This window comes from Lewinella sp. 4G2 (assembly GCF_001625015.1).
Lineage (GTDB): Bacteria > Bacteroidota > Bacteroidia > Chitinophagales > Saprospiraceae > Neolewinella.
On record NZ_LVWJ02000014.1, the window covers coordinates 2330457 to 2351234 of the forward strand.

Sequence of the window (20778 nt, forward strand, 5' to 3'; positions counted from 1 at the left end):
CGCTGCCGCGGGTGCAAGGGAAGTGGGTGTTTGAATGTGGACAAACTTCCGTTGGAAAGATAACTGTTTGCAATCCAGTATCCACCAAATAGATATTGATCTGCATCTGTTGGCCAGTAGCTCAGCACTGAATTTGAAGTGCTGATCGCTTCAAGCAGACCCCCGGCCGGACGTATGCGGTAATTCCTAAATCAAACTCAAGTCCTATGTTTTCTCTTAACTTTAGTAGCACCACCGTGCTACTAGGGCTGGTAGCCCTGTGCGCCGGGACCGGCCTTTCTATTTATCTATTGCGGCGGATCGTGTTGCGTAAATCCGTCCTTGCAAGAACGAACTTGGAGCACCACCGCGCCATGTTCAGCCTGAGTGAGCCCATCCACGGTCTGGGATTGTGCGTAGCCATTGCCGCCAGCGTCCTCACCATCAATTGGACGCAGCCAAACGCCGGGCAACCTACCTTCGAAATCGAGCCAGGTGAGTTGGAGGTTATCGAAACCCACATTCCTCCTACGCCGTATAGCCCGCCACCCCCTCCGCCGCCGCCCCCTCCCGTAGTGGAAGCGCTACCCGACGAACTCATTGAGGACACCCCTCCCTTCGAAAGTATGGACGTGGACCCGGAAGACGAAGTCCTCCCCCCGGCGCCACCCGCTCCCCCCAGCCCGGCACCTCCGGCAGCCCCCGCCACCCCCGCCGAAAGAGCCGCTGCTTTTCGTGCAGCATATGCCCACCTTCGGTAAAGATTGCTGGGAGATGAGTGGAGCGGATCGCAAGGTGTGTTCCGACAAAGCCCTGATGACCTTCATTTACGGGCACATCAGTTACCCCGCCCCGGCGCGAGAAAACGGGATCGAAGGTAAAGTGGTGCTCTCCTTCGTCGTGGAAACCGACGGAAGCATCAGCGACATCAAAACCCTGCGCGGGGTAGGAGGCGGTTGTACGGAGATGGCCATCTCTGCGCTGGAAGCCATCAACAATGAAAAGGCCTACTTCCGGCCCGGGATCCAGAACGAAGCCAGGGTAAGGGTGCGCTTCACGATGCCCATCCAGTTTGAACTGAATTAGGCCACAGAATTGTAGACCAGACCACGGCTGCCAAGTATGAAAATGCTCGTGAAAAAAGTTCAATCTCCTTCGGCTTGATTATCAAGGCGATACGGTAGGGATGTAAAAAAAGAACGGGCATAAATGCTGAAAAGCTTGCGCATGTAATCTTGGCCGTTCTATATTTGCGCAGCATTTGGGAATCACGCAGTGAAAATGATCGCTGTTCCCGCTGCAAAAGAGCTACGGTCTGGTAGTTCAGTTGGTTAGAATGCCGCCCTGTCACGGCGGAGGTCGCGGGTTCGAGTCCCGTCCAGACCGCACAAAAGCCACTCCTTCGGGGGTGGCTTTTGCGTTTATGAGGAATGCCGCCCTGTCACGGTCCCGATTTGATCGGGACGGGTTCGAGTCCCGTCCAGACCGCACAAAAGCCACTTCTTGGGGGTGACTTTTGCGTTTAAGGGAATGCCACCCTGTCACGGTTCCGATCAAGACAACACTCATTTAATCTTCGTCGATGGCGTACCTTTCTAAAAATGCGACACTATGAGTTGGGTGTATATTATTCAAAGCGAGACTGACGGAAAATATTATGTCGGCTACACTAAGGACTTAGCTACACGTGTAAAAACGCATAATGAAGGAGGATCAAATTGGACCAAAGCTAAAGGACCATGGGTGCTGAGATATTCTGAAGAATTTGAAGACCATACCGAAGCGCGGAAGAGAGAAATTAGACTAAAGAAAGCAAAGAGTCATAAATACCTATCATGGCTTATCGAGAACGGCCCAGGCATAAAGCACAATTAGAATGCCGCCCTGTCACGGTCCCGATTAAATCGGGACGGGTTCGAGTCCCGTCCAGACCGCACAAAAGCCACTCCTTCGGGGGTGGCTTTTTGCGTTTACAGAATAATATTTGAAGCACGATCCCGGTAGGACCACGAAGTAGACGCGCAGCGCATCACCGTGATAGGCCGGACCTCGAAGTAGCTGCGCATCAAATCAGGTTTGACCAAAGGTCAAAACAGATCCCGGCCTCCTTCGTGGGTGAATTTTCGCGCTTCTAAAAGACTTTTGACTCACAACCCCGACCTACCAAAGAAGCTTTCGCAAACAGACCAACCAAAAAAAGGCGACCAATTCCGCAGAATTGATCGCCTTTTCACGAAGTGGTTGGCAGCTTATTTAAGCAAACCACCCAGCATCCCACCGATACCGCCGCCGCTGTCGCCACCTCCACCGAGGAGCTTACCAGCGTTACCGAGCAGACTACCCGCATCAAGGCCGAGGGTGCTCATGAGGGAACCAGCGTCAATACCGTCGGAATCCCCTTCCGCCTGCGTCGCGCCGCCCAGTTTATTCATGATCATCGGCAACGCGAGGCTACTGATGGTGCTGGCAATGCCGGAATCCAGCCCGAGGGAAGAGGTCAGCTTGCTCACGAAGGAGCCGGCGATACCTTTATATACGTTGTTGCTGAGCAAGCCTTCGCCGCCACCGCCAACGGCGGAAGTGAGCATGCCGAGGATGCCGTCCACGTTGCCGCCGGATACGGCGCTCGTGAGGCCTTCGGTGACGGATTCCTGCGCGAGGGGGATGGCCTGCTCAGCTTGACCCAAGTCGAGGCCGGTCTTTTCTGAAATGGTGCTTACGATCTGGCCCTTTACGGCGCCCATGATTGCGTCTAACATGTGGTGTTGTTTATGGGGAGAGAGAACCCCGGTATGAATGGATGAATTATCCGTCCGCTAATGTAATTATTCAAAGCGATACTATCCGTACGTATGGGCCACGTATCCATATTGTTGTCTACGGGAGCATTTCCAACAGCGCCTGAAGCATTTCGGCCGTTGCCGGGTTCGTGAATTGGCTTTCGCTGTCCGTCCTGACGTCATCGCGGTAAAAGGGCGCGGCGGCCACCACCCGGGCATCCAGCGCTGATAGTGACCAGAGGAGTGACTGCATCGCTTTCTCCCCACGCGGCGCGTTTGGCGTCAGCGTCATAGCTACGACCGATTTGCCGGACATCTCCCCACTAGAGGCTAGCCAATCCAACGCATTTTTAAGGACGCCGGGGATGTTGTGTAGGTAGGCCGGCGTACAGATGAAAATAGCTTCGGCGCTTGCGACGTCCTCTCGCCACCGCAGTACGTTTGCCGGCCAGGGTGCGTGGTCCAACGCTGGTTGGAAGACGGGCAGTTCCGCCAGGTAAGTAGCCGGTAGGTACTCACCGGTCCCGCTTAGCTGACCAATGGCGGCGAGAAAGCGACTATTGGAACTTTCGAGGTGGGGGCTACCGGAAACGAGCAATTTCATAACGGGATGGTTCAGGGTGTGGCCCAAACTACAAAACCCCACGCGGCAGTAGCAACGTGGGGTTTCGTAATGTTAGCGGTCGGTTCCTTACAGGCCGGCTGCCTTCTTGTGGTCGGCGAGGAATTTCGCCAAACCGTTGTCGGTAAGTGGGTGGTGAAGGAGGCTCTCGATGGCGCTCAGTCCACAGGTCACCACGTCGGCACCAGCCTTAGCGGCTTCTACGATGTGCTTGCCAGACCGGATGGAAGCAGCGAGGATCTCCGTCTCAAAGCCCTGCACGGCGTAAACTTCGGCGATGTCTTCAATCAGTTGCATGCCGTTCCAACCAATATCATCGATGCGGCCGATGAAGGGGCTGACGTAAGTCGCACCCGCCTTCGCGGCGAGGATGGCCTGGCCGGCGCTGAATACCAATGTACAGTTGGTCCGGATGCCCTGGTTAGTCGCCCAAGCGAGTGCCTTCACACCGTCCTTGATCATGGGGATCTTGATCACGATGTTGTCCGCAATCTTGATCAGTTGCTCGGCCTCCCGCTTCATGCCGTCGAGGTCGGTGCTGATCACTTCCGCGCTCACGTCTCCACTCGTAATGTCACAGATTTTCTTGTAGTGCTCGATCACGTTGGCTTCGCCACTGATCTTTTCGCGGGCCATCAGACTGGGGTTGGTCGTCACGCCGTCGAGGATGCCGAGAGCTTCCGCTTCGCTAATGTCATTAAGGTTAGCCGTGTCAATAAAGAACTTCATGCTGGGTGGTTTTTGTGTGGTTTACGACGGTCCAAAACGGTGCGTCGCTAGTACAAACGTACAAAACCCACCGTTGTTTCCCGCCAAATCACTAGGAACAATAAACTTTACTTTGAATTCACCATAAGTAAACGGGCGCTGCCGCAGGTGCAATGTTTAGGGGGACGTTAGAAATTAGATTTTAGATCCTAGACCGGATGTGGTTCCTGCAATTTGAGGACAGTCTACAGACTAAAGACTACAGACTGTAGACTACAGACGAAGGAATCAGGGGCAAGCAAGAAAAAGGAATAATATTTGTACTTAGTTTGCTTTATAAACTAAGTACCCGTACCTTTACGTCATCAAGATAGCTTAACAATTAAACTAAGCAATCTTGTAGTATGGCTCGCTCCAGTATGGATGGGGCCGTACAACTCTTTCTTCACCCTTTAAAATGTACCATCATGGGATACGGAAAATGGTCTAATAGCACCTACAACGCTTACCAGAAAAGATACGCCGGGAAATCGCGCGATCAACTTTTCACCGCCAACCACCACCGCCGGATCGACCCAGCTCTCGATCCCTTCCGCCTCGGCAAACGGGAGAGCCGCGACTCTGATGACCACCCCAACTCTCTGGCCATCGGTCTTTTCCTGGACGTGACGGGCTCCATGGGGATGGTCCCCGAAGACCTCGTCCGCAACCAATTGGGTGCCCTGATGGATACGATGATTAAGGCCGGCGTTGATGACCCACAGATCATGTTCTCCGCCATCGGCGACCAATACAGCGACCGGGCACCGCTCCAGGTGGGCCAGTTTGAATCCAGTACCGAACTCATCAATGAAGCCCTTAAAAAGCTCTTCCTCGAAGGCGGAGGTGGCGGCAGTGGCGAGGAAAGCTACCAACTCGCCTGGCACGTAGCGGCCAACCACACGAGTATCGACTGCTTCGAGAAACGGGGCAAGAAAGGCTTCCTCTTCACGGTTGGCGACGAACGTTCCCACCACATCGCCGAAGGGGAATTGCTTAGCCGGCTCTACGGTTACGAACGTACCCCGGCGAATCGTTCCGCGGCGGAACTACTGGCAAAAGCCCAGGAGCAGTACCACGTCTTCCACATTCACATCAACTCCACCGGCTACCGGAATAATAAGAACGTCTTTGGCTACTGGAAGGAGCTACTCGGTAAGCGCTTCATCCCGCTGGATGACCACACCAAGCTGGGCGAGTTGATTGCCAACATCGTAGCCGTCGTCAGCCAGGCCGAGTCCACCGATACGCTGACGGCCGGTAAAAAGTCCTGGCCCTACGGCGAGGACGAAGCCACGATCCTCTAACCATATCTTAAAAAGAATCGCACCATGAAAACCCAATTGGTCATCGGCCTCGGATTCGGCGACGAAGGCAAGGGGCTCACTACTGACTTCCTCTGCCGTCAGGCTGATTCCCCGCTCGTGGTGCGGTTCTCCGGAGGCCACCAGGCCGGCCATACGGTTGTTACCCGGGAAGGTACCCGCCACGTCTTTAGCAACTTCGGGGCGGGCACCCTGGCCGGGGCACCAACCTATTATAGTAGGTACTGCACCTTTAATCCGGTCGGGTTCCAGCGCGAACGGGAGGCGCTGCTCAAGCTCGGCACCACCCCCGTACTCTATACGGACGGACTGGCACCAGTGACAACTCCCTACGACGTCCTCTACAACCGCAAGCTGGAGACTAAAGAGCGCCACGGCAGCTGCGGCCTCGGCTTCGGTGCCACCGTTGCCCGCCACGAAGGGCCCGCCAAATTGCACGTCCTGGACCTCTACGATGACTTCATCCTCGAGCAAAAGTTGCAAGCCGTGGCTACCTACTACGGAAATCGACTCGGCGTTACGTACGATACGGATGCTCTCCGGGAGCAATTGATGGTTTTTCATGATGCAGTGAACTACTTCCGTTCACATCATCCCCAAAAGTACGTGGCGCATTCACTGGCGAGTCTGGCGAAGGGTTACGATACCATCGTCTTCGAAGGCAGCCAGGGTTTGTTGCTCGACCAGGATTTCGGCTACTTTCCCCACGTCACCCGGGCTCACGTTAGCTCTCGGAATGCTATGGAGTTAATCGCTACGGCCGGCCTGCCCTTGCCGGAAATATTCTACGTCACCCGGGCCTACCAGACGCGCCACGGGAACGGACCGTTGACCAACGAGCACCTCGAACCAAATCTCCATCCTACGCCCAACGAGACGAACGTTACCAACCCCTGGCAGGGCCCGCAACGGCGTAGCCTGCTCGATCTGGACCAACTTCGCTTCGCACTGGCGATGGACAACCACTATGCCCATGCTTGTCATAAAAACCTCGTTGTAACCTGCCTCGACCAGTTGAAAGGAGAGTGGTTCGCCACGGATGACGGTAGGCGTATCCGCCTCGGTTCTTCGGCAGATCTTGGGGGGCGCCTTGGCTTCACCGAGGATAGGGTTTATACTAATGCTAGCGAGGTGGGGGATTTATTAGTCTGTAGTCTATAGTCTGAAGTAATGAGGCTCTCCAGGCGGGCTTAAGCCCAAGCGGAGCGCAGCTTAAGGTTCCTGGAGCGGCCGGGCGTCGTTAGTCTATAGTCTGTAGTCTACAGTGAAGAGTCTGCCAGATGCTTAGCCATCAACCGTTCCAGGACACGGTCTTCGTAATCAAAATCCCCCAGATCATCCAACCCGAGTACGCTTACGGCGGCGGATAATTCACCTTCGGGGGTGCCGTCGAAACAGAAGGGTTTGCCGGCCTTGCGTAGGTACTTTTCTGGGATGAGGCCAATCAGTTCGGAGCCGGTGATACGGTAACCTGCCTCCTCTGCTAGGTTGACGGCGGTGAGGTAGACCCGGGCTAGGTCCGTTTTGTCTGGATCCACTACGTTGCAACTGATCTGGCAGCGGTTGAACTCCTCAATCTCCCAGCCAATAGCTTTAAGGCCGGGAAAGAGCCCTGGTGTTCCGCGTCTGCCGCTGCCGCGCAGTTTGGCGGCTAAGTCCTTAGCTACGGAGAGCGGCGTCCCCGGTTCCATATTGATGTTCCAGGCGATCAGGAAGGGGCGGGCGCCCAGGACGGTGGCCCCAAATTTGGCGTCGTAGTCCGGGCCGAAGTCTGGTTTCCAGTCCGGGCTTTTGGTTTTTTGCTCGAGCCCTTCGTATTCCCCTTTTCTAATGGTAGCCAGGTTACGGCGGTGCTCGGCGGTCGCACTTTGCTCGTAAAGGAATACCGGTATTTGTAGTTCCTCCCCGACCCGCATCCCCAGCACCTGCGACAGCGCCACCAGTTCTGCCTGACTCACGTCTTTGATATTGACCAGCGGACAAACGTCCACGGCACCGATTCGGGGATGCTCACCACTGTGTTGTTGCATATCGATCAGCCGCTGAGCGGTAGCGTATAGCTGAAAGGCCGCTTCGGTAACCCCCTCCGGAGTGCCGGCAAAAGTGAACACCGTTCGGTGAGCGCTCACGTTGGCATCCCGGTGGAGTAGTTGGCAGCCGGGAACTGCATCGATGGCGGCGGAAAGTTGATCCAGGACGTCAAGCGACCGACCTTCCGATACATTGGCCACGCACTCGATCAATCGTTTCGGCAGAGACATATTTCGGAGGAGATTTCGTTGACTAACTTTGCCGCGAAATTACCACCAAGCGTATGAAAAACCTGCTCTGTCTGCTCGCCCTCCTTTGTTGCCTGACCGCCTGCGATGGTGACCAGCCAACGGACGCGACGCCAGATACCAGCGCCGGAGACCCCGGGATTGCCGCTCTCGACCGGGCCATCCTGAGCAATCCGGAAGAGGCGGACCTCTACGCACAGCGCGCCGAAATGTGGTACAACAAGAGCAACTACGACGCTGCAATTACCGACCTGCAAGCAGCCCTGACACTGGATAGCACTAACGTGCCCTACCACTGGTTGCTCAGCGATGTTTACCTGGATTACTACCGTAGCCGCCTCGCTCTGCGCACGTTGGAACGCGCCGCCAAACTGGAGCCGGATAACCTGGAAACCCAGCTGCGCCTCGCCGAAACCCAACTCACCCTGCAGCAGTACGACGGCGCGATGAAGTCGCTCAACGAGGTCACCCGCATCGACCCGCGTAACCCCGATGCTTACCTGCTGCTCAGCGAGACCTTCCTCGAAACGGGAGATACCGCCCGCGCCATCAGCGCCGCCGAAGAAGCCGCGGAGATCGACCCCGACATGACGGATGCCTTTGTACGCCTCGGGCAGTTGCTCTTCGCCATCAAATCGAACCGTGCGGTGCAGTACTTCGACGCGGCGATGGGTATAGATGCGACCGACCCCATCCCGATCCACGCCAAGGCTGACTATCTCCGGGATTCTGATCGCCTTCCGGAAGCTATCGAACTCTACCGCGCCGCCAGCCGGGCGGACCGCCAGTACGTGGCCGGACATTTTAACGCCGGGCTGCTCCTCATGGAACTGGATAGCGTCGAAGCCGCCAAAACGGAGTTTGATCTGGTCATCAAAAACGACCCGATCCACATTCGCAGCTACTTTTTCCGCGGCTACGCCAAGGAGTTACTGGGCGATATCGCCGGCGCCAGAAACGATTACAAAAGTGCCCTCCGCTTTGCGCCCGACTACGACTTCGCGCTCGAAGGCCTGGAAAGGGTAGGGGAGGAGCCCACGGAAGAATAAGCGAGACCTTATAATAGGATATCACCTGCCGACTGCTCTTTGGGCGCTGCCGCGGGTGCGGGGTTAGGGATCAAGCAGTAAGGACGCTAACTTACGCTGACGGACCCAACCCGAAAATGTAATTGCTGGCGTCACTGTAAGACGACCTCCCAGCTAAACTGATCCCAATAATGCTCTTCCACGAATTTCTATCGTACCTGACCCACCAGCGCCGGCTGAGCGACCATACCGTCACGGCCTACCGCGGAGATCTAAGCCAGTTCGCCAACTTCTGCAAATTAGAGTATGGGGTGAAGGATGCCCGGTCGGTAACCCGTAATATGGTGAAGTCCTGGCTGGTGGATCTTGTTGGTGATAAGAAAATGGCGGCCAGTTCGGTCCGCCGAAAACTCTCGGCCGTCAAGACCTTTTATAAGTACCGCCGCCAGCGCGGTCAGCAGGCAGAGGACCCAACGGTAAGAATACCGGTGCCAAAGCTGCCCAAGCGCCTGGCCACCACGGTCGCGCCGGATGCGATCCAACGGCTCTTCGCCACCTTCCCTAATCCTCTTGAAAACGAGGATTTCTCGAGCCTGCGTGACCACCTGCTCCTGGCCTTATTATACCAAACGGGTATGCGCCGAGCCGAGCTGATTGGTTTGACCGACGCTAGCCTGCAATTGGCCGAGCGCCGGATCAGCGTTACTGGTAAAGGGGGGAAGCAGCGGTTGATTCCTTTTGGTGAAAGCCTGGCAGAATTACTGTACCGATACCAGGAAGTACGGGAGGCCAGTTTCCCAGGTACACCGCCTTCCTTGCTGTTGACGGATAAGGGAAAGGTGCTGTACCCAAAGTTTGTCTACAACAAGGTCGTTCGCTACCTGGGGGGAGTAACAACGGAGGATAAAAAGAGCCCGCACGTTTTGCGCCACACCTTTGCTACCCAACTGTTGGGGGAAGGGGCGGACCTGAATGCCGTCAAGGAATTGCTGGGCCACAGTAGCCTGGCGGCCACCCAGGTCTACACCCATAACGACGTAAAGCGCCTGCAGGAAGTCTACCGACAGGCTCACCCGGAAGGGGCACAAAAAAATGGACCGCGCGCAACTGAAAAATAAGTTCGTGATGTTTTGGTAATTGTACGGGAGGACTTACCTTTGCAATCGCTTACGGAAAACGACCGTAGGTTTGCTTTGAAACGAAGGTTTTGATCACCAGATTTGCCGATATAGCTCAGTCTGGTAGAGCAGCTGATTTGTAATCAGCTGGTCGGCGGTTCGAATCCGTCTATCGGCTCTATTTTAGCTCAGATTGTTGAGTTGAAATCTTGCTCATTTGATGAGTGATCATGGTAATTAAAGGGGGTGCGCTACAGTTGGAGAGGTAGGTTGGACTGTAAATCCAATGTTTCGGCTGAGTAGGTTCGAATCCTACCACCCCCACCATCCTTGACATGCGATATGTGATTCTAGATATTTGATTCTTGATTTGCTACCGCGTGATTCAAGCACCCGCATTGCGGGTTTAATTTTGTGTGATGTATTCCGATGAAGTTATGTGATTCACTATGGAACGTGAGTAAAATCGCATATCGAGAATCGAGAATCGAGAATCGCATATCCATTGCGGAAGTAGCTCAGTTGGTAGAGCGCTTAAATCTAGGGTCCCATCCCCAGATTACGCACCAAGCTAAGGGTCGTGGCTTCGAGCCTCGTCAAGTAGTAAGGTTGCTTTCCGATACCAAACTATAGACTATAGACTCCAAACTATAGACTATAAAAATGCGGAAGTAGCTCAGTTGGTAGAGCATCAGCCTTCCAAGCTGAGGGTCGCGGGTTCGAGCCTCGTCTTCCGCTCTAGTTCCTACGGATGAGTAGGGATAGGGAAATGTTGCTGGGTCGCGGGTTAGCTACGCTGCTACTTCGTGGTCGAGCCTCGTCTTCCGCTCTAGTTTCTCGTAACGACGAGAATTTTACGATCTGCGTTTGTTGACCTTGAAATCTCCATCGCGAATGGCACTGCGCACTGTCTGGTGCTGCATCAAAATCGCATGACGAGGTTCGAGAATCGAGAATCGCTTATCATCTCGCCGACGTAGCTCAGGGGTAGAGCACTTCCATGGTAAGGAAGGGGTCGTGAGTTCAAATCTCACCGTTGGCTCAAGGTTGCGCTTGTAACCTTACAACGTTTGTTCGTCACATCGGCGCCGTTAGTAACACCCTACTATCTGGCGCATGCTACTTTGTAGTCGATTGGCTGGAGGACAAAAAATTTAGCTTTGCTCATCATCTTGAGCAGGGTAGGGGCGACCGGGGTGCGGTTCGCAATTCCCTGACCAAACTATTTTTTTACCCCCTAAATGCTTTAAGCTACTATGGCTAAGGAAACATTTGACAGAAGTAAACCGCACGTTAACATTGGCACGATTGGCCACGTTGACCACGGTAAAACCACCCTCACCGCCGCCATCACCTCCGTACTCGCTGACGCTGGATCCGCTGCTAAAATGTCTTACGACAGCATCGACTCCGCTCCCGAGGAAAAAGAGCGTGGTATCACCATTAACACGGCGCACGTTGAGTACGAAACGCAGAACCGCCACTACGCTCACGTTGACTGCCCAGGTCACGCTGACTACGTAAAGAACATGGTTACTGGTGCCGCCCAGATGGACGGTGCAATCCTCGTTGTTGCCGCTACTGATGGCCCTATGCCACAGACGCGTGAGCACATCCTCCTTGCTCGCCAGGTAGGTGTACCTAATATCGTAGTATTCATGAACAAGGCTGACCTTGTTGATGACGAAGAAATGCTCGAGCTCGTAGAAATGGAAGTTCGCGAACTTCTTTCTCAGTACGAGTACGATGGCGACAACGCCAGCGTAATCATCGGTTCTGCACTCAAAGCCCTCGAAGGCGACGGCGAAGGTGTAAAGCAGGTACTCGAACTCATGGAAGCAGTTGATGCTGAGATCCCTGAGCCAGAGCGTCTGGTTGACCTCCCATTCCTGATGCCCGTTGAGGACGTATTCTCTATCACGGGTCGTGGTACAGTTGCTACCGGCCGTATCGAGCGTGGTGTGATCAACTCTGGTGACTCCGTAGAGATCATCGGTATGATGGAAGCTGGTAAGAAGCTCACTTCTACCATCACTGGTATCGAGATGTTCCGTAAGATCCTCGACCGTGGTGAAGCTGGTGACAACGCCGGTCTCCTCCTCCGTGGTATCGACAAGACCACCATCAAGCGTGGTATGGTAATCTGTAAGCCAGGTTCCGTAAAGCCACACACGAAGTTCAAGTGTGAGGTTTACGTACTGAGCAAAGACGAAGGTGGCCGTCACACGCCATTCTTCAACGGCTACCGCCCACAGTTCTACTTCCGTACGACTGACGTAACCGGTGACGTGAAGCTCCCCGAGAACGTTGAAATGGTAATGCCAGGTGATAACGTTACTCTCGAAGTAACACTCCTCGCTGAGATCGCCATGGAAAAAGGCCTCCGCTTCGCTATCCGTGAGGGTGGCCGTACGGTAGGTGCCGGTCAGGTAACTGAGATCCTCGACTAAATGGCAAACGGCTCCGGCCGCAAGCTTTTCTGACTACAAGCAAGAAGTTAAGCATCCCTCCGCGGGTGCTTAACTTCTGCTTTGTCAGATAATATGGTTACTTTCGCACCCGCTTCGGCGGACGTGTATTACGGGCGTAGCTCAATGCCCTTTGGGGCTGCTTCGCGGTGATAGCGCACAAGGTTTTTGATGAAAGGCCTTTTTTAGAATTTACAATTACGGGCGTAGCTCAATGCCCTTTGGGGCTGCTTCGCGGTGATAGCGCACAAGGTTTTTGATGAAAGACCTTTTTAAGAATTAATAATTACGGGCGTAGCTCAATTGGTAGAGCACTGGTCTCCAAAACCAGCGGCTGGGAGTTCGAGTCTCTCCGCCCGTGCAAATTATCTCAACGGAGATAATCACTTTTAACCGTACAGTCGGAAAGATTTTCCCCTCTGCACTTGACTCCAACCGCGCAGCAGCGACGCAGTCAAACCAGCGGCTGGGAGTTCGAGTCTCTCCGCCCGTGCACATCACGCTTGCTTTGCAAGCGGCAACTGTTTCCAATTATGGATAAGATCGGACTTTACATGCGGGAAAGCTACAATGAGCTGGTTCACCAAGTGACCTGGCCTTCGTACAGCACCCTACAAACCAATACCATTCTGGTACTGGTTGGGTCAGCCATTTTCGCGCTGCTCATATTCGGTATGGATGTCGTATGGCAATTCGTCGTCGACAACATCTACAGCCTCACGGCTTAATAACTACGCAGCGTAATGGCAGTAACCAAATGGTACTCTCTCCGTGTAATCAGCGGTAAAGAGAAGCAAATCAAAGAACGGATCGAGAAAGAGATCGCTCGGAATAACTGGGAAAACCACGTTATGAAGATCGTTGTCCCCACTGAGAAGGTCTATAAGATCCGCGGTGGTAAGAAAGTGATCTCCGACCGTAACATTCTACCCGGTTACATTCTCGTAGAAGCTGACCCTTACGCTCTAAATGGCGAAGTTCTGGATGGTATCACTAGCCTCCCTAACGTAATCCATTTCCTCGGTAAGCAAGAGCCCATCCCCATGCGGGATTCGGAAGCCAATCGCTTACTCGGTAAAGTGGACGAAAACCTCGAAGCCAGCGATGCACTGATCGAACCCTTCATCGAAGGAGAGACCGTCAAGATCATCGATGGTCCTTTCAACGAATTCGTTGGTGACATCCAGGAAGTCAACGAAGAGAAGAAGAAACTGAAAGTCATCGTCAAGATCTTCGGCCGCGGCACGGAGGTTGAGCTGAACTTCATGCAGGTAGAGAAGCAGAGCTGATTCACCGCAGAGATTTGATCCTGCATGGTAAAACCCATCTACGGTAGCGACTGTAGATGGGTTTTTTGTACTCTAATGCCCCTCATCAGTTTAAGCATTTGTAATAACGGCAATCACCAACAGGAGCGTGTTACCTGCTACGTTGTTTGACGTTGATGCGGTGGGAAGTAGACGCGCCTCGAGAAATTGCGTGCTGTATTTGATCTGAGAGGTGGGTAGCGAACGCTCGAAATAGTGCAACTCTATAGAAGGTCGTAAGATGATATATTTGTTTTCGATTTGCCAGATCAAATTCTTTGGATTACCTTTGCACCCCGAAAAACGGTGCTGCGCGGAAGCTCGCGAAATGCCGTAAGATTTTTCACGTCGGAGAGTGTAACAACCTATTATACATTCGCTATCACGACACAAATAAGCTACAATGGCTAAGGAAGTAGACGTACAAATCAAACTTCAGGTACGCGGCGGCGGTGCAAACCCCGCTCCACCGGTAGGCCCCGCGCTGGGTGCCAAAGGTGTTAACATCATGGAATTCTGTAAGCGCTTCAACGCCGCTACGCAGGATCAGCAGGGCAAGATTCTGCCGGTTGTCATTGATGTTTACAAAGACAAGTCCTTTGACTTCGTCATCAAGACCCCACCGGCTGCGGTTCAACTCCTGGAAGCAGCTAAGCTCAAAAGTGGATCCAAAGAATCCAACCGGATCAAAGTAGGTAGTGTGACCTGGGATCAGGTACGCGCCATCGCTGAAGACAAAATGCCTGACCTCAACTGCTTCGAAGTAGAAAGTGGCATGCGTATGGTAGCCGGTACGGCACGCTCTATGGGAATCACCATTTCCGGCGACGCCCCCTGGGAAGCGGAAGCTTAATCCACACTACCACTCACGCTCCGTTCAGTATGACTGAACTGGGGTCAACTCATAATTAACGCCGGTTACCCACTGGTCTCCGGTAGTAGGGAGCATCCTTAATCGGGATGCGTCATTTACCTCAAACTTCATTTATTATGGCAAAAATTAGTAAAGCGCGGAAAGCTGCTGCTGAGAAGGTCGACGCCAATAAGCAGTATGCCCTGAGCGAAGCGATGAGCCTCGTCAAGCAGGTCAATACGGCTAAATTTGACGCTTCCGTGGACGTTCACGTTCGCCTCGGCCTCGACCCCCGCAAACCAGACCAGGCCCTTCGTGGTACGGTCACCCTTCCTCACGGTACCGGTAAGACCAAGCGCGTTGTCGCCTTCGTCACCCCGGACAAAGAGCAGGAAGCAAAAGACGCAGGCGCAGACTTCGTAGGTCTCGATGACCTGGTCGCTAAAGTAACTGGTGGTTGGACGGACTTCGACGTTGTCGTTGCCATGCCACAGACAATGGCGAAAGTTGGTCGTCTCGGTCGTGTACTCGGTCCCCGTGGCCTCATGCCCAACCCCAAAACTGGTACGGTTACCATGGACGTAGCCCAGGCCATCACCGACGTGAAGGGTGGTAAGATTGCTTACCGTCTGGACAAGTTCGGTATCGTTCACTCCAGCATTGGCCGCGTAGGTTTCTCCGCGGAGCAGCTGGTGGACAACGCCAACGAACTTCTCGGCACACTTTCTCGTAGCAAGCCTTCCAGTGCGAAGGGTATCTACATGAAATCCGTGACCGTTGCATCTACCATGAGCCCCGGCATCAAGGTGGACCCCAAATCAATTGCTTAATCGTCCATCCCCAAAACTTAAGTTAACATGACTAAGACAGATAAAGGAGCAGCGATTCAGCAGCTCAAGGAAGCGTTTGAGAACAATGAGTTCTTCTACATCGCTGACGCCTCAACCCTTCCTGCGGACAAGACCACGGAACTTCGTGGTGCCTTCCACGCTAAGGGTATCAAGATGCAGGTTGTTAAGAACACCCTCGCCATCAAAGCACTCGAGCAACTGCCCGAGGAGAACAACTACTCCAGCGTTTTTGAAGCCCTGACCGGACCAACGGCCATCCTCTTTACGGAGACGGCCAATGCCCCCGCTAAGGTCATCAAAGAATTCCGTGGTAAGGACGGCGAGCGCCCCATCCTCAAAGCGGCCTACATTGCTAGCTCCGTTTACATGGGCGATGACAAGCTCGACGAACTCTCCAAGCTCAAGTCGCGCGAAGAACTCGTTGCGGATGTACTCACCTTGCTCCAAAGCCCCATGCAGAATCTGCTTTCCGGCCTCAAGAGTGGTGGGTCACAGATCGCTGGCCTTCTCAAAACTTTGGAGGAGCGCGAAGCCTAAGCGCTGCGCTGCATAGTCTTCAGTCTGTAGTCTATAGTCTACGGTACCTGACTGAAAGACTACAGACTATAGACTACAAACTAACCATTGCTTCCAAGCTGATACGCGATTACTCGTAAATCACTTTTAAATACTTTTCTATTATGGCAGATGTAAAAACACTCGCCGAATCTCTCGTTAACCTGACCATCAAGGAAGTTAGCGAACTGGTAACCATCATGAAGGACGAATACGGCATCGAGCCCGCAGCCGCAGCAGTAGCTGTTGCAGCAGGTGGTGGCGGAGACGCTGACGGTGGTGCCGCTGAGAAGACTGACTTCAACGTTGAGCTCGAATCTGCTGGTGGCAGCAAGCTTGCCGTCGTGAAGGAAGTAAAGAACCTTCTCGGTGTTGGCCTTAAGGACGCCAAAGGCCTCGTTGACGGCGCTCCAGCCATCATCAAGGAGAACGTTCCTAAGGACGAAGCCGAAAGCATCAAAGCTGCCCTCGAGGCCGCCGGTGCTACGGTTAACCTGAAGTAATTCGGGTTCCTGCTGAAAGATCTAGCCGGGGATGGCGCGCTTACCGCCCGTCATCCCCGCTACTTCTTGTCAGCTTTTTTGCGGCTTAGCGGAGGTACGATCTCGCTAGGCTTTTCGCGTATCTGAAGGGTGGGCTATAAACTTTGGCATATTGCCGGGTTCAACGCAAACGCCTCTCGATATTTTCGATCGTAACCGTGAGCGCTAGGGAACGTGCACGGTCTACCAGTTGCTTCCTGAAGCATGCAACTAAATCCGGTGCTGAATTGTCTTATCTATTCGCACACCCCACCCCGCCCGGCCAATATGTTGGTCGGATCCCCTGTAACCCCCTCGAGGTTGAGCCACCGCGGACGGCTGAACTTTGAGCCAAACATAAAGGAATACTGCTAATGACGTCAAACGGCCAGATCCTAAGCGCTGAAGAACAACGGGTAAGCTTCGGCAAAATCAAATTGACAGATCACTCTCCCGATCTGCTCGAAATCCAACTCAAGTCTTTCCAGGAGTTCTTCCAGCTCGAAACCACCCCCGAAAACCGGGGTTTAGAAGGTTTATACCGAGTGTTCCAGGAAAACTTTCCGATTTCGGACACCCGAAACATCTTTAACCTGGAGTTCCTCGATTATTTCGTGGACCCTCCCCGCTACACCATCCCCGAGTGTATGCAACGTGGTCTCACCTACAGTGTGCCACTCAAAGCTAAACTACGCCTCTCGTGTAACGACGAAGAGCACGTAGACTTCCAGACAATTGAGCAAGATGTCTTCCTCGGAAACATCCCCTACATGACCCCCAAGGGCACGTTCGTCATCAACGGCGCCGAGCGGGTCATCGTTTCTCAGTTGCACCGTAGCCCTGGCGTATTCTTCGGCCAGAACTACCACCCCAACGGTACAGCGATCTACTCCGCCCGCGTAATTCCTTTCAAGGGAGCGTGGATGGAATTCGCTACCGATATCAACACGGTGATGTACGCTTACATCGACCGGAAAAAGAAGTTCCCCGTCACCACCCTGCTCCGGGCCATCGGCTACGACAGTGATAAGTCCATCCTCGACCTCTTCGGTCTGGCGGACGAGGTGCCCAACACCCGGGAAGCACTGAACACCGCTATCGGCCGCAAGCTGGCCGCGCGGGTACTGCGCGCCTGGACGGAAGATTTCGTTGATGAGGACACGGGTGAGCTCGTCATCCTCGAGCGTAACGAGATCATTCTCGAGCGCGACACCGTACTTACGGAGGACAACATCGAAGATATCCTTGCCGCCGAAGGCATCGAGAACGTCATCCTGCAGAAGGAAGACCTCGGTATGGACTACGGTATTATTTACAATACCCTCCAGAAGGATCCTTCCAGCTCCGAGATCGAAGCGGTCCAGTACATCTACCGCCAACTGCGTGGTTCCGATCCACCGGACGAAGAGACTGCCCGTGGTATCATCGACAAGCTGTTCTTCAGCGATAAGCGCTACAACCTCGGTGAAGTCGGTCGTTACAAGATCAACCGTAAGCTGAACGCCGGCACGGATGATGAGACCCTCGTACTTACGAAGGAGGACATCATCGCCATCGTACGCTACCTCGTAGCACTGATGAACCAGCGCGCTGAAATCGACGACATCGATCACCTTTCCAACCGTCGCGTGCGCACGGTAGGGGAGCAGCTCTACGCTCAGTTCGGTGTGGGTCTTGCCCGTATGGCCCGTACCATCCGTGAGCGCATGAACGTTCGGGACAACGAAGTATTTACGCCGATCGACCTGATCAACGCGCGTACTCTCTCGTCCGTCATCAACTCCTTCTTCGGTACCAGCCAGTTGAGCCAGTTCCTCGATCAGACGAACCCGCTCTCCGAGATCACGCACAAGCGTCGTATCTCCGCCCTCGGACCTGGTGGTCTGAGCCGTGAGCGTGCCGGCTTCGAGGTTCGTGACGTTCACTACAGCCACTACGGCCGCCTCTGTACCATTGAGACACCGGAAGGACCGAACATTGGTCTGATCTCCACCCTCTGTGTTCACGCCAAAGTGAACAAGATGGGCTTCCTCGAGACTCCCTACCGCGCCGTTGAGGATGCGAAGGTGGTCATGGAAGGAGACCCAATCTACCTTTCCGCGGAAGGGGAGGATTTCAAAAAGATCGCCCAGGCCAACTCTGCCCTCGATGAGAAAGGAGCTTTCGTCTCCCAGGAAGTAAAGGCGCGTGACCACGGTGATTTCCCCGTCCTCGCTCCCGAAGAGCTGGAATACATGGACGTTGCCCCGAACCAGATTGTAGGGGTGTCTGCCTCCATGATCCCGTTCCTGGAAAATGACGATGCCAACCGTGCCCTGATGGGCTCGAACATGCAGCGTCAGGCCGTACCACTCCTTCGCCCCGCCAGCCCCATCGTGGGTACCGGTCTCGAAGGCAAAGTCGCCCGTGACAGCCGCATGCTCATCAACGCCGAAGGCGAAGGTGTCGTCGAATACGTGGACGCTAACGAGATCATCGTCAAGTACGAACGTACCGACGAGGACCGCCTGGTTTCCTTCGACGAAGACAAGGTTACCTACACGCTGACCAAGTTCCTCCGTACTAACCAGGGAACATGTGTGAACCTGAAGCCCATCGTAAAGCGGGGCCAGAAGGTGAGCAAAGGTCAGATTCTTTGTGACGGCTACGCTACCGAGAAAGGTGAACTAGCCCTCGGCCAGAATATGAAGGTGGCCTTCATGCCCTGGAAAGGATACAACTTCGAGGATGCCATCGTATTGAGCGAGCGCGTCGTCCGTGAAGATGTCTTCACCTCCCTGCACATCGAGCACTTCGAAATGGACGTGCGCGACACCAAACTGGGTGAGGAAGAACTGACCAACGATATCCCCAACGTTTCCGAGGAAGCGACCAAGGACCTCGACGAGAACGGTATCATCCGCGTCGGTGCCTGGATCAAGGAAGGTGACATCATCATCGGTAAGATCACGCCGAAGGGCGAATCCGATCCGACCCCGGAAGAGAAACTCCTCCGCGCCATCTTCGGTGATAAGGCCGGTGACGTTAAGGATGCCTCCATGAAGGCATCACCATCCCTTAAAGGTGTGGTGATCGGTAAGGACTTGTTCAGCAAGACCAAGAAAGACCAGGCCCAGAAGGACGCCGAGAAGATCAAACTCCAGAAACTGGAGGACGATCATAAGGTTAACCTCAACAAGCTCAAGACCCGCCTCGTCGACAAGCTCGACCAGTTGGTCCGTGGCCGCGCCAGCCAGGGTGTGAATACCATCTACAAGGAATCAGTGGTTCCCAAGGGTGAGAAGTTCACGCAGTCCCTGCTCCGCGACCTCGACTACACGAGCATCGACTACACCGGTTGGACGACCAGTGACGACCTTAATAAACTTATCGCCCGCCTGCTGCACAACTACAGCATCAAGGTGAACGAGGAAGTTGGCCGTTACAAGCGCGAGACCTTTAACATCAGCGTCGGTGACGAACTGCCCGCCGGTGTCCTGAAGCTCGCCAAAGTGTACCTCGCCAAGAAGCGCAAGCTGAAGGTGGGTGATAAGCTCGCCGGCCGCCACGGCAACAAGGGTATTGTATCCCGCATCGTGCGCGATGAGGACATGCCCTTCCTGGAAGACGGTACGCCAGTTGACATTATCCTGAACCCACTGGGTGTTCCCTCGCGGATGAACCTGGGCCAGATCTTCGAGACCGTCCTTGGTTGGGCGGGTGAGAAGCTCGGTATGAAGTTCGGTACGCCGATCTTCGACGGTGCCAGCCAGGATGAGATCGAAGGCTACATTCAGAAAGCCAATCTGCCTTCCCTCGGCCAGACATACCTGTACGACGGTGAAACGGGTGACCGTTTCCACCAGCAGGCAACCGTTGGGGTGATCTACATGCTTAAGCTCAGCCACATGGTGGATGACAAGATGCACGCCCGTTCCATCGGCCCTTACTCCCTCATTACCCAGCAGCCGCTCGGTGGTAAGGCGCAGTTCGGTGGCCAGCGTTTCGGCGAGATGGAGGTGTGGGCCCTCGAAGCCTTCGGTGCCTCTAACATCCTCCAGGAACTGTTGACCATCAAGTCTGATGATATCCAGGGCCGGGCTAAAGCTTACGAAGCCATCGTTAAGGGAGACAACCTGCCGGAGCCTAACATTCCGGAGTCGTTCAACGTACTCGTCCACGAGCTACGGGGTCTGGCGCTCGACGTCAAGTTCGACTAGGCCTTCTCCTTTACCCTCCTGGGCAAAAGGAGGGCCCACCCCGGCAACGGTCGGGGTGTCCAAATCCAATTGATTTTTTGCGCTGCCGCAGGTGCGGAGTTATGGATCAAGGAATGAGTACTGAGCTTCCCGCTCTCTAATTGTTA

Annotated in this window: 19 protein-coding genes and 6 tRNA genes; 21 read left to right on the top strand and 4 right to left on the bottom strand. The window is 54.2% G+C overall.

Going from position 1 to position 20778, the window contains the following annotated elements; genetic code table 11:
* Nucleotides 1-206: 206 nt before the first annotated feature.
* The 4 genes from A3850_RS09930 to A3850_RS20590 all read left to right on the top strand — a co-directional run bounded on the left by A3850_RS09930 (nt 207) and on the right by A3850_RS20590 (nt 1854).
* Entirely contained in the window at nt 207-740 is a 534-nt protein-coding gene (locus tag A3850_RS09930) for a hypothetical protein (RefSeq protein WP_068216094.1), read from the top strand.
* Nucleotides 724-1065 (top strand): energy transducer TonB, encoded by a 342-nt coding sequence (locus tag A3850_RS09935; protein ID WP_068216096.1) that lies wholly within the window; start codon nt 724-726, stop codon nt 1063-1065. The genes A3850_RS09930 and A3850_RS09935 overlap by 17 nt, the downstream gene beginning before the upstream one ends.
* Before the next feature lie 226 nt (nt 1066-1291).
* Nucleotides 1292-1365 (top strand) — tRNA-Asp (locus A3850_RS09940).
* Between the two features lie 225 nt (nt 1366-1590).
* A complete protein-coding gene (locus tag A3850_RS20590) occupies nt 1591-1854 on the top strand; it encodes a GIY-YIG nuclease family protein (RefSeq protein WP_068216097.1) in 264 nt (87 codons plus the stop codon).
* Nucleotides 1855-2228: 374 nt separating this feature from the next.
* On the opposite strand, the gene A3850_RS09950 is transcribed toward A3850_RS20590, so the two are convergent.
* The 3 genes from A3850_RS09950 to fsa all read right to left on the bottom strand — a co-directional run bounded on the left by A3850_RS09950 (nt 2229) and on the right by fsa (nt 4110).
* Nucleotides 2229-2738 carry a DUF937 domain-containing protein gene (locus tag A3850_RS09950; RefSeq protein WP_068216100.1) on the bottom strand — a complete coding sequence of 170 codons (510 nt, stop codon included), beginning with the start codon at nt 2736-2738 and terminating at the stop codon, nt 2229-2231.
* Between the two features lie 118 nt (nt 2739-2856).
* On the bottom strand, nt 2857-3363 hold the full coding sequence (locus A3850_RS09955; protein WP_068216102.1) for an NADPH-dependent FMN reductase: 507 nt from the start codon (nt 3361-3363) through the stop codon (nt 2857-2859).
* 87 nt (nt 3364-3450) lie between these two features.
* Nucleotides 3451-4110 carry a fructose-6-phosphate aldolase gene (fsa, locus tag A3850_RS09960; protein ID WP_068216104.1) on the bottom strand — a complete coding sequence of 220 codons (660 nt, stop codon included), beginning with the start codon at nt 4108-4110 and terminating at the stop codon, nt 3451-3453.
* Between the two features lie 446 nt (nt 4111-4556).
* Here fsa and A3850_RS09965 point away from each other — a divergent pair, with 446 nt between their 5' ends.
* Together A3850_RS09965 and A3850_RS09970 are read left to right on the top strand one after the other, a co-directional pair.
* The gene (locus A3850_RS09965) at nt 4557-5435 is read left to right on the top strand and encodes a hypothetical protein (RefSeq protein WP_157501043.1); all 879 of its coding nucleotides are present in this window, start codon (nt 4557-4559) and stop codon (nt 5433-5435) included.
* A 24-nt stretch (nt 5436-5459) separates the two neighbouring features.
* Nucleotides 5460-6614, top strand: coding sequence for an adenylosuccinate synthetase (locus A3850_RS09970; protein WP_068216109.1), 1155 nt, complete (start codon nt 5460-5462; stop codon nt 6612-6614).
* Nucleotides 6615-6712: 98 nt separating this feature from the next.
* Here the strand turns inward: A3850_RS09970 and ftcD are convergent, their stop codons facing one another.
* A complete protein-coding gene (gene ftcD / locus A3850_RS09975; protein WP_068216111.1) occupies nt 6713-7714 on the bottom strand; it encodes a glutamate formimidoyltransferase in 1002 nt (333 codons plus the stop codon).
* Between the two features lie 53 nt (nt 7715-7767).
* On the opposite strand from ftcD, the gene A3850_RS09980 reads away from it, so the two are divergent.
* The 15 genes from A3850_RS09980 (at nt 7768) to rpoB (ending at nt 20632) form a co-directional block, all read left to right on the top strand.
* Nucleotides 7768-8781 (top strand): lipopolysaccharide assembly protein LapB, encoded by a 1014-nt coding sequence (locus A3850_RS09980; RefSeq protein ID WP_068216113.1) that lies wholly within the window; start codon nt 7768-7770, stop codon nt 8779-8781.
* Nucleotides 8782-8951: 170 nt separating this feature from the next.
* Nucleotides 8952-9878: a tyrosine-type recombinase/integrase gene (locus A3850_RS09985; RefSeq protein WP_068216115.1), complete on the top strand. Its 927-nt coding sequence runs from the start codon at nt 8952-8954 to the stop codon at nt 9876-9878.
* Nucleotides 9879-9982: 104 nt separating this feature from the next.
* Nucleotides 9983-10056, top strand: a tRNA-Thr gene (locus A3850_RS09990).
* 64 nt (nt 10057-10120) lie between these two features.
* Nucleotides 10121-10205, top strand: a tRNA-Tyr gene (locus A3850_RS09995).
* Nucleotides 10206-10543: 338 nt separating this feature from the next.
* Nucleotides 10544-10616, top strand: a tRNA-Gly gene (locus tag A3850_RS10000).
* Nucleotides 10617-10848: 232 nt separating this feature from the next.
* A tRNA-Thr gene (locus A3850_RS10005) sits at nt 10849-10920 on the top strand.
* Nucleotides 10921-11134: 214 nt separating this feature from the next.
* Complete coding sequence (tuf, locus tag A3850_RS10010; protein WP_068216116.1) at nt 11135-12328, top strand: elongation factor Tu; 1194 nt, start codon at nt 11135-11137, stop codon at nt 12326-12328.
* Nucleotides 12329-12634: 306 nt separating this feature from the next.
* Nucleotides 12635-12707: transfer RNA gene (locus A3850_RS10015), tRNA-Trp, on the top strand.
* Nucleotides 12708-12879: 172 nt separating this feature from the next.
* On the top strand, nt 12880-13074 hold the full coding sequence (gene secE, locus A3850_RS10020) for a preprotein translocase subunit SecE (RefSeq protein WP_068216118.1): 195 nt from the start codon (nt 12880-12882) through the stop codon (nt 13072-13074).
* 15 nt (nt 13075-13089) lie between these two features.
* Nucleotides 13090-13635, top strand: coding sequence for a transcription termination/antitermination protein NusG (nusG, locus tag A3850_RS10025; RefSeq protein WP_068216120.1), 546 nt, complete (start codon nt 13090-13092; stop codon nt 13633-13635).
* 421 nt (nt 13636-14056) lie between these two features.
* On the top strand, nt 14057-14506 hold the full coding sequence (gene rplK, locus A3850_RS10030) for a 50S ribosomal protein L11 (RefSeq protein ID WP_068216121.1): 450 nt from the start codon (nt 14057-14059) through the stop codon (nt 14504-14506).
* Nucleotides 14507-14643: 137 nt separating this feature from the next.
* Nucleotides 14644-15336: a 50S ribosomal protein L1 gene (gene rplA, locus A3850_RS10035; protein ID WP_068216122.1), complete on the top strand. Its 693-nt coding sequence runs from the start codon at nt 14644-14646 to the stop codon at nt 15334-15336.
* 27 nt (nt 15337-15363) lie between these two features.
* Nucleotides 15364-15894: a 50S ribosomal protein L10 gene (rplJ, locus tag A3850_RS10040; RefSeq protein ID WP_068216123.1), complete on the top strand. Its 531-nt coding sequence runs from the start codon at nt 15364-15366 to the stop codon at nt 15892-15894.
* Nucleotides 15895-16037: 143 nt separating this feature from the next.
* Nucleotides 16038-16415, top strand: coding sequence for a 50S ribosomal protein L7/L12 (gene rplL / locus A3850_RS10045; RefSeq protein ID WP_068216124.1), 378 nt, complete (start codon nt 16038-16040; stop codon nt 16413-16415).
* A gap of 392 nt (nt 16416-16807) precedes the next feature.
* Nucleotides 16808-20632 (top strand): DNA-directed RNA polymerase subunit beta, encoded by a 3825-nt coding sequence (gene rpoB / locus A3850_RS10050; RefSeq protein WP_068216126.1) that lies wholly within the window; start codon nt 16808-16810, stop codon nt 20630-20632.
* The last annotated feature ends 146 nt before the right edge of the window (nt 20633-20778 follow it).